This window comes from Methanobacterium veterum (assembly GCF_000745485.1).
GTDB lineage: Archaea > Methanobacteriota > Methanobacteria > Methanobacteriales > Methanobacteriaceae > Methanobacterium_D > Methanobacterium_D veterum.
Genome location: NZ_KN050693.1, coordinates 41,305 through 50,409, shown reverse-complemented (window position 1 = coordinate 50,409; position 9,105 = coordinate 41,305). Strand labels below are relative to the sequence as shown.

General features: G+C 34.0%; 11 protein-coding genes and 1 pseudogene. 3 read left to right on the top strand and 9 right to left on the bottom strand.

Annotation, left to right across the window (positions count from 1 at the left end; all coding sequences use genetic code 11):
- A pseudogene (locus tag EJ01_RS10445) lies at nt 1-225 on the top strand (ABC transporter ATP-binding protein); the annotation flags it as partial.
- 333 nt (nt 226-558) lie between these two features.
- A complete protein-coding gene (locus EJ01_RS10440) occupies nt 559-2,247 on the top strand; it encodes a SulP family inorganic anion transporter (protein ID WP_048080981.1) in 1,689 nt (562 codons plus the stop codon).
- Between the two features lie 72 nt (nt 2,248-2,319).
- On the opposite strand, the gene EJ01_RS10435 is transcribed toward EJ01_RS10440, so the two are convergent.
- The 3 genes from EJ01_RS10435 to EJ01_RS10425 are packed head-to-tail and all read right to left on the bottom strand — an operon-like array spanning nt 2,320 to nt 4,364.
- A complete protein-coding gene (locus tag EJ01_RS10435; protein WP_157197558.1) occupies nt 2,320-3,036 on the bottom strand; it encodes a CDGSH iron-sulfur domain-containing protein in 717 nt (238 codons plus the stop codon).
- 48 nt (nt 3,037-3,084) lie between these two features.
- Nucleotides 3,085-3,486 carry a tRNA (N6-threonylcarbamoyladenosine(37)-N6)-methyltransferase TrmO gene (tsaA, locus tag EJ01_RS10430; RefSeq protein WP_048080983.1) on the bottom strand — a complete coding sequence of 134 codons (402 nt, stop codon included), beginning with the start codon at nt 3,484-3,486 and terminating at the stop codon, nt 3,085-3,087.
- Between the two features lie 41 nt (nt 3,487-3,527).
- The gene (locus EJ01_RS10425; RefSeq protein ID WP_048080984.1) at nt 3,528-4,364 is read right to left on the bottom strand and encodes a UbiA family prenyltransferase; all 837 of its coding nucleotides are present in this window, start codon (nt 4,362-4,364) and stop codon (nt 3,528-3,530) included.
- 135 nt (nt 4,365-4,499) lie between these two features.
- Between EJ01_RS10425 and EJ01_RS10420 the strand changes: the two genes are divergently transcribed.
- Entirely contained in the window at nt 4,500-4,784 is a 285-nt protein-coding gene (locus tag EJ01_RS10420) for a hypothetical protein (RefSeq protein ID WP_048080985.1), read from the top strand.
- 15 nt (nt 4,785-4,799) lie between these two features.
- On the opposite strand, the gene EJ01_RS10415 is transcribed toward EJ01_RS10420, so the two are convergent.
- The 6 genes from EJ01_RS10415 to EJ01_RS10390 all read right to left on the bottom strand — a co-directional run bounded on the left by EJ01_RS10415 (nt 4,800) and on the right by EJ01_RS10390 (nt 9,098).
- A complete protein-coding gene (locus tag EJ01_RS10415; RefSeq protein WP_048080986.1) occupies nt 4,800-5,570 on the bottom strand; it encodes a hypothetical protein in 771 nt (256 codons plus the stop codon).
- 364 nt (nt 5,571-5,934) lie between these two features.
- Nucleotides 5,935-6,168, bottom strand: coding sequence for a hypothetical protein (locus EJ01_RS10410; protein WP_048080987.1), 234 nt, complete (start codon nt 6,166-6,168; stop codon nt 5,935-5,937).
- Nucleotides 6,169-6,471: 303 nt separating this feature from the next.
- Nucleotides 6,472-7,713: a signal recognition particle-docking protein FtsY gene (ftsY, locus tag EJ01_RS10405; RefSeq protein WP_048080988.1), complete on the bottom strand. Its 1,242-nt coding sequence runs from the start codon at nt 7,711-7,713 to the stop codon at nt 6,472-6,474.
- A gap of 47 nt (nt 7,714-7,760) precedes the next feature.
- Entirely contained in the window at nt 7,761-8,195 is a 435-nt protein-coding gene (gene pfdA / locus EJ01_RS10400) for a prefoldin subunit alpha (protein ID WP_048080989.1), read from the bottom strand.
- 4 nt (nt 8,196-8,199) lie between these two features.
- Complete coding sequence (gene rpl18a / locus EJ01_RS10395) at nt 8,200-8,427, bottom strand: 50S ribosomal protein L18Ae (RefSeq protein WP_048080990.1); 228 nt, start codon at nt 8,425-8,427, stop codon at nt 8,200-8,202.
- Nucleotides 8,424-9,098 (bottom strand): translation initiation factor IF-6, encoded by a 675-nt coding sequence (locus EJ01_RS10390; RefSeq protein ID WP_048080991.1) that lies wholly within the window; start codon nt 9,096-9,098, stop codon nt 8,424-8,426. The genes rpl18a and EJ01_RS10390 overlap by 4 nt, the downstream gene beginning before the upstream one ends.
- Nucleotides 9,099-9,105 lie beyond the last annotated feature (7 nt).

Below are 9,105 nucleotides of genomic sequence, written 5' to 3'. Positions count from 1 at the left end.
CAGAGGGTTTCCATTGCGCGCGCCCTTGCAAATGATCCATCACTTTTACTGGCCGATGAACCAACAGGAGAACTCGATACAGAAAATGCAAGGATAATAATGGAATTACTTCAGGAATTAAATCAAAATGACGGGTTAACAATAGTAGGAGTTACACACAACCCGCTATCTGCAAAATATGCAGATGAAGTAATCAGAATGCAGGACGGAAATATAATCAGCTGAAAAAAGGTTTAAACCTTTATTTATTTCTTTTAATTTTATTATAATCACCATAAACAGAATGTAGGTCTCTTTTTCAAGAATTATTTATAAAAAACGTTTTTTTATTAGAAAAATATACTGTAAAAACACATTTTACTGATAATTTCACCCAAGGGTAATAATTATCTCATAAAAAATCAATAATAATGTATAATGCAATTAGTCTGTCATTAACCCATATAATAACATAATTCCATTAAATTTAGTATTTAGCATTTTTAACTGGATACAGCTAAAATTTATTTTTAGTAACTTAAAATCATTATCCAGTTATATACCATCAAAAAAGAGAATATGAAAAAACTAAACAAACTAAATTTAAAAAATAAACTTCTTTTAAATGGAGTATTACCTCTTAAGGCCCCTTTAACTTCTGAAATTATAGCAGGCCTCATATTAGCTGCAGTAGGGATTCCCGAAGTTATGGGATATGCAGAAATAGCAGGAATGCCCATCATAACAGGTATTTACACTATTTTGCTCCCCCTTGCAGTATTTGCTCTTTTTTGCTCTTCACGTCACCTAATAGTTGGAGCAGATTCAGCAACTGCAGCAATTTTATCAGGTACCCTCGTCTCAGTAGCTGCACTTGGAAGCCCCCAGTATATTGCACTTGCATCTACAGTTGCACTATTATGTGCTATTTTACTAATTTTTGCCAGTATATTCAAATTAGGATTTATAGCAGATTTTATGTCCAGAACTGTCCTAATAGGTTTCTTATCCGGAGTTGGAATCCAGATAACTGTGAGTCAGCTTTCACACATGCTCGGAATAGCTGGTGAAGGCGGTTTAAATACAATTCCCCAATTAATCAATGTTTTCACACACTTACATGAAATTAACCTGATTACAACAATAATATCCATTATTGTAGTATTCACAATCATCATAATTAACCGTATTTCACCCAAAATTCCAGGAGCATTAATAGCATTTGGAGGCACAGCCCTAGCTAGCTTTTTGTTTAACTTTCAAGGTATTGGAATTCCAGTTTTGGGCAATATACCTGGCGGCTTTCCAAATTTTATAGTACCCACCATAGATCCAAATGTTTTATCAAACCTAATTATAGCTACAGCTGCGTGTTTTGTAGTTATATTATCTCAAAGTACTGCTACATCCCGTGCTTTTACAATTCAATACTCAGAAAGTAATGATGAAAATAAAGATATTTTTGCTTTAGGTCTTGCAAATGGGGTCGCAGGAATAATGGGCACATTTGTAGTAAATGGAAGCCCTACAAAAACAGCAGTAGTCGATAATGCAGGAAGTCGTACTCAAATGGCATCATTTGTAACTGCTGCTGCAGTCCTAATGGTTATCTTATTTTTCACCAAACCATTATCTTTTTTACCTAGTGCAACTCTTGCAAGTATTGTTTTTTTAATTGGGGCTAATATGATTGATATATCCCATTTAAAAGATATCCGCCGCAAAGTACGGGCAGAATATTTCTTAGCTATTATTACTACAGCAACTGTAGTTATTATGGGCGTACTATGGGGAATATTACTTTCAATTATTCTTTCAGTTATTTTACATCTAAGTAACAGCTACAGACCTACAAATAGCATTTTTGCAAGAGATAAAAAAGGTAACTGGATGTTCAAACAAGTTGAAGTTGGTGAATCAACTGAAGAGGGCTTAATTATATACCGATTTAACCGAGACTTATACTTCGCAAATTCAGATAAATTAAAAGAAGAAGTGCTTAAACTAGTAGATGCAGCTGATCCACCCGTAAAATTATTTGTATTGAATACTGCAGGTTTTTCAAGGGTTGATTACACATCTGCAGAAATGTTTAAAGATTTATACCATGATCTTAAAAAAAGAAATATCCAGTTTGCGCTGACATCAATGTTACCTGATCTTAAAGACCAATTCGATTATTTGGGGCTAACCAGACTTATAGGTGAAGAAAATATTTATGAAAACGTGCTTGAAGCACTTGAAGCTTATGGAAAGAAGAAATATTAAATTTAAGATTAAATACTTAAAAAAGGAATTTTCAGCAGATGAATTATAAAAATAAAATGAAATTAATGGTTTTTATTCATCCCCAGGAGAAATCCATTTATCCCTGAATGCCTGTTTTTCTTCGGCACTCATCCAGTGTCTTCCATCACAAAAAGGCTTATTTTCAGATTTCCCACACCTGCAGAGTGTAACTCTATTCCTGACTTCGTAGGTACTTCCATCTGCAGATTCAATTGGAATTCCTCCCCTCACCCAAACAGGACCATCACATTTTTTCTGCGGATCATTAACCAGAACTATGGATGGTTCAAATTCAGGTTCAACAGGTTTTCCTGTCTCTTTATCCCACAGCACAAGACGGCCTGAGGGGCAGCTTTTAGCTTCTTCAACTGCAAGTTTAATATCTTCTGGATCTTCAGACTTTAGCAGTTCCCTTATACCCCCTCCCCTCAGGCAGAAACGGGAGTGGTCGCATAAATCCCAGACGTCATTCAGCATAAAATCGTTTGTTTCGAGCTTTCGAGCTCTTTCCATGTAATTTTCTTTAGTCGCCACTTCAGTCCCATCAAAATTAATTTTTATATGCGATCCATCACAGAAAGGTTTCCTTTTGGATGCACCACAGCGGCAAATCGTATACCGCTCTTTAAGTGGATATTCCTTGCCTTCGCTCCATTCACATACATGTCCTTCTTCATTTGTTACCATTATCTGTTCAAATAAAGGTACATTTCCTGAAATCATGTACGGTCCATTTTTAAGTATCTTTATTTTCATTTTTTCCGCCATATTTATCCCCCAATTACAAATTTAAAGCTAAATTTATAAACTCAAAATTTATTTTAGAGTACAGTCTACTTCAGGTAAAAATGGTTTAATATCAAGTAAAGGAGAGCCGTCAAGGGCATCCAGCCATTTTACAGTAAGAACATTTCCCTCTACTTTTATAAGTTTGACCATGCATAAAGCAATTGGATTTGGCCTTACAGGAGCTCTTGTAGAAAATAAACCCTGTTCTTTTGTTTTTCCCGGAGGAATTACCATCAGTTTGTAATCTTCAGCCCTATCTAACCCATATAAAATAATCAAATGTTCACGTTTTTCTATATCCTGCAAACCCTGAGCATATTCTTCAAAAACAGTTATTTTACTTAATTCTTCTGAAAAACGTCCCTGGCGAGGGGAATCTCCTTTTACTTTATATGGAGAATTTATAGTTCCTATTGCTTTGAGTTTCATGCGTAAATATATGTTCATAAAAATAGTTAAAAATTGCGGCTTTAAATTAGGGAAGCTAAGAATGGAGATCCCACAGCAAATGCCAGAAATGTTATACCCATACCTATTTTAATCCTTTTTGAAACCTTTGCAGTATTTTGGATGGATTGATCCTTTAATATGGACGCTGCAGATATCAGAAATACCACAATTGCAGCAAAGAGTGGTGCTAAATAAAGTATATTAAATATACCTATAAAATAAAGCACGGGACTTGCAACACTTGCAATTATCATGAAGGCTGCTGCAAGGATCGAGGCTGATTTCATCCCATAGATTATTGGTAGTGTAGTTGCCCCTTCTTTTCTGTCACCTTCTACATCTTCCATGTCTTTAACTATCTCACGGGCCATCGTCATCAAAAAAGCAAATAACCCCAGATAAATTGAAGTCTCCATAGCACCGACTACCACACCTCCAAAAACAAACGTGAGGCCGGTAAAGAATGAAACCACAATATTTCCAATGAGGACCATTTTTTTAAGATTATAAGCATACAAAGCCAGTAGAATTGATGTTAAAAGAGCTATGATTCCAGGTAAAAGCCCAATTATAAATGCAATAATTGTCCCAACTGCAAAAAGGGATAAAGAATAAGTTCCAGCTGCCTTCAAAGATATTCTTCCAGATGGAATTGGGCGGTTTGGTTTGTTGATGGCATCTATTTTATGGTCAAAATAATCATTTATTGCATTTCCGCCCCCTATTACCATAAAAACCACAATGCACGCTAAAAATGCGCTTAATGTAAAGTTTCCACTTATAAATATGACTAAAATCACAGCTATAACAGCCATCACCGCATTCCCTGGCCTTATTATCTCTAAATATGCATTCATGAAATCACTTTAAAACTAATTCTGTTATCAGATAATCTAAAACTAATCTGTCAAATCTGGTTATTTAAGTTAATGTAATTATCTTCTATAAAACTAAATACTCCAAAAAACTTAGTAATAAAAGGAGGTGATTTTATGTTATTTACTGCAGTTAGCAAACATGATTCTAAACAATGCCCGCTTAAAACAGGTGAAGGCGTGAAAATGCTTAAGGACATGTTTTCAGAGGAAAACTTAAAAAAGAACAATATCAATTTATCCGACGCTTTTATCAGCTGTCCCAAGGAAAAACATTCCACACATGAAGGAGTTTTTATAATAAATGCAGAAAGCGAAGCTGATGTGAAAAAATTATTTGGAACTATGGATGTTGAAATAAAAGAGGTGGTTCCATTTAAGGATATAGTTAAAAATTTTTAAAATTAAGTTAAAAAATTATAGAATAGTTTTATCAACTTTTTTTAAATATTCAGACGAATACTGGATAAATGCTTCTAATTTTTCTTTTAATTTATCATCTAAACGACATAATTGTTGAAAATGATGATTATGTGTATCAAAGGAGCTTTCTTGATTAATAAGCATATTCCTTTCAGATAATTCTTCATTTAATTCGGAGGTTAATGCCCTTATTGATATTAATTCTTCCAGCATCACAGGATCAAAATCTGCAGTGATAATGTTAGAAGCAAATGTATTCCAAACCTCCATTTTAAGAACCTTAAGATTTACAGGGGAATTTTCTTTAATATCCGTTAAAATGCTTTCAGCACTTTTTTTATTGTCTTCTACAGTTAGTTTTAATGCTATAACTATTCTTTTTATTTGTCTTTGTTCTTTCTCCAGCCCTATTTTATAGTTTAAATAAAGACCAATGATGGCCACAATTATTGAACCAAGCAGTATATAGATAGAGGCGAAAACACCTGAAATCCACTGCATCCCCAGCAAAGTAGTTAAAATTAAGATACAAACAAATACGGCTCCAAAAATCGCCTGAGTAATCTTTCCAATAAAATTAGTAATGACAGAACTCCTTAAAATAATTAAAATCATCCATAAAAATAAAAAAAACACTGCAGTTAACAAAAAAATCAATATATAAACTCCAAGCGTTTTTTCACTGCTAAATAAGAAACTCAAAATGAGCAGTAATATAAATACTAATGATGCTCCCCCAATAGACATTATAACTTTGTTCTCCATTTTAGCTCCCCCAACCTGAGTTAATAAACATTATTTTTCAATATTAATAAGGTTTTTTAAGTATTTTATTTGATCAGCTAGTTAAAGTATTCAATAAATCAAAAATAATAGAAGAAATTCAGTAATCTATTAAAATATTATTAAAACAAGAATATGAAATATTTTATAGAATTACAACTAGTTTATTATCATCTATGTTTTTCCAAAGATGCATTTCTTCTGATTTTTAGCTGTTTTATTCATAGATAAGCTCCTATAACTGCAGATATAACATATCCTACAAATGTAACCATATGAATGTAAACCGACCAATGACTTGTCAGCATTTGTATTAGGCCAACTACTATTATAATTGCCAATATAGTTAATCCAGTATAAATTCCATTTTGTATCTTTTTTCTTTAGCGAAATAAGTAGCTATAAAACCTCCAAGTATATATGAAATAATTAATAAAAACGTTTCAAACCATGAAGCCCCTTGGATAGCTTGAAATGCACCAACCCATCCCATTACTCCAAAAACAGAAATTGCAATTAGATACAACATAAATGAAATAATAACTCCAAAAATTATAGATACAACAGGATGAAACCTCATAACACAACCCATTCTTTATAATATAAAAAGATTATTTAATACTTTTGATTGAAAATATGTAAAAATAATATTTATGGCAAAAATAAAGTAATATTAGTTATAATTTGCAATACACCTTGTTATATACATCTATAACAAAAAAATAATATTAATAAAGCTGCATTCTGACTAATTTTTATTTATAATCTATTAATAGGTAAATATGGCGAGAATAAACTTTTATGAGATCTATAAATTTCAGTTAAAAATAGAATTACTATAACCTAAAAAACTCAATAAAATAATAGAAAAAGAAATTTATATCTAAACCAGCTGGTCAACCATCCATTCAGGTTTAAATTCCATTATATCTTCATATGATTGGCCGACACCTAAAAACAGGATTGGTTTATTAATTACATAGCCAATGGAAAGTGCTGCTCCACCTTTTGCGTCTGCATCTGCTTTGGTTAAGACAATTCCATCCACACCAACCGCTTCGTCAAATTTTGAAGCCTGTTCTACAGCATCGTTTCCTGTTAGGGAATCACCGACGTAAATAATAAGATCTGGTTTTACAACACGCTTAATTTTCTTCATCTCATCCATGAGATTAACATTTGTCTGCATCCTTCCGGCAGTGTCGATTAAAACTATTTCTTTTCCTTTAGCTTTTGCGTGTTCAACTGCGTCGTATGCAACTGCAGCGGGATCTGCACCTTTTTTGTGCTTTATAATTTTTACACCAATATTATCGGCGTGGTGAGTTATCTGTTCAATTGCACCTGCCCTAAAAGTGTCTGCAGCTGCAATAACTGGCGTGTAACCCTCATTTATGAAATATGTGGCCACTTTAGCTATTGTGGTAGTTTTACCTGTACCATTTATTCCTACAAACATGATTTTAAGCGGTTCTCCAGATTTTTGTGCTTTATCAGCCATTTCTTTGAGGTCTTTAGTTTCAACTCCCAGTATTTCAGAAATAGCTTTTTTAAGGGCGTCTCTTGTAAATTCTGCAACGTCGCTTCTTCTTCGGATTTTTCTACCCACTAAATCTTCTTTTACAGAATTAATTATTTTTTCAGCGACTTCCATTGCAACATCACTTTCCAGGAGTGACATTTCAAGTTCAAATAGTATATCATCAATATCTTTTTCAGATATTGTTTTTTTGGTAACAAACGAGAACATTCCCGATTTTTCTTCCTCTACTTCTTCAGGCTTTTCAAGTTCTTCAGGAGTTTCTACAGGTTTCTCTTCTACCTTTTCCTCTACTTTTTCTTCCTTCTTTTCTCTGGAAAAAATTCCGGATAATCTCCCCCTAACTCCAGTTTCAGACTCTTTTTCTTCAGCTGGAGGTTCTTCAGTCTCAAGCTCTTTTTCTTCAGTTGAAGGTTCTTCAATTTTTTCCAGTTTCTCGAAGGTTTCAGTAGTTTCTGGCGCGGTTTCTTTGGTTTCCCCTGGAATTTCTTCCTGGCGAGTTTCTTCTGCTTCCTCTTCGCTCGAGAGTTTATCACTTAGTTTTCCTATTGTGCCGCTAAATTTCTTTTTAAGTGATTCAAACAAAATGTTCACGTCCTCATTTACCAGTAATTACTTAAAAAAAAAGAATATTATTGCCTTTGGGCTTCTTCACTTTCAACTTTTTGAAGTAGTGCTTCAGCTTCAGGACTTTTTCTCATAATGAACTCAGTTAACTTCTGTATATCTCCAGACATTTTGTCCACTAACTGTTCCAGCTCTTTTCGCTGGGAAGATATACTTTCTTTAGCTTCATCTATATTTTTCTTTGCAGCAGCGCCTGCTCCAAGTCCCATTATAACTTGATCAGTATTTTTAATCTCTGCAATAAGAAAAGAACCTGCACCTACTGGTACAAATGTTTCTGTACCTTCTTTTCCTTTAACAGCTTCTAAAGTTTCTTCAGCTGACATTAATTCAGCTATAGAAGCATTAACTGATTCAACTTGTTGTTTTAAAACGTCCAGTTGGCCCTGGTACATGTTAATTTCATTTACCATCTGTTCGAGCCTTTGTCTGTCTTCCATGAGATCACCCTATTAAGGCTTTAATCATTGGATCTTGGACGTCATCTTTTGAGATTTCTTTGATGTCTTCTATGACAATTTTGTTTCTGTTTATTCCGTGTTTGCTTCCAAACTCTGAATAAATTTTTTCGTGTATATCGTCTTCATTTATGGCTTTCAATTCCTTTGTAAAAGGCTGAAAGGCGTTTCCCATCATAAATTTACCTTGAATTCTAAATATTTTTGTTCTCATTCATATCCCTCAAGAAAACCTAATGCTTCTTCAATTCTTGCAAGTTCAGGACCTGTAGTGTTCAATCCTACAACCACACCATTGGAATTTGCAACTGCACATGCTCCAACAAGCATTATACCCTTATTAACTGTCCCAACATCTGCAGGAACCTTCATTATACCTTCTACAAAGGAGAGTTCTTCTTCAGTTGCAGAGGGGTGTGCCAGTATTCCTTTATTTGTTGCAGTAGCAACAGATCCTGTAATTTTATAGTTAGCTATACTTCCTCGTTCGACTTCAACGTCTAAAACGTCACTAATTGTTTTTAATGATTCATCAGAAAGCAGCGGGTTAACAATAGCTCCAAAATCATTTGCAAGTATGATATTACCTACTGCAGTGAACTTATCAGCAATTCGCTCTACTTCCACTCCAGATTCTTTGATAGCTTTTATCTCACTGTCAAGAGCATATGGTGTTACTATGAACCCATTTGAATTCCCAACAGCCAGTGCTCCAGCGAGATTACTACCGCCGATAGGGGTCTTAATTACAGAAACCCCTAAAGTATCCTCTACAAGATTTTCCAGCGCTTCTGATAAATTAGAGGGAACTATTGCAATTTTATCGGTTGTAGAAATTGCAACACCAAGATTCGGGTTCCCATTCAAATTAGCTCTTCTTATCATCAAGTTC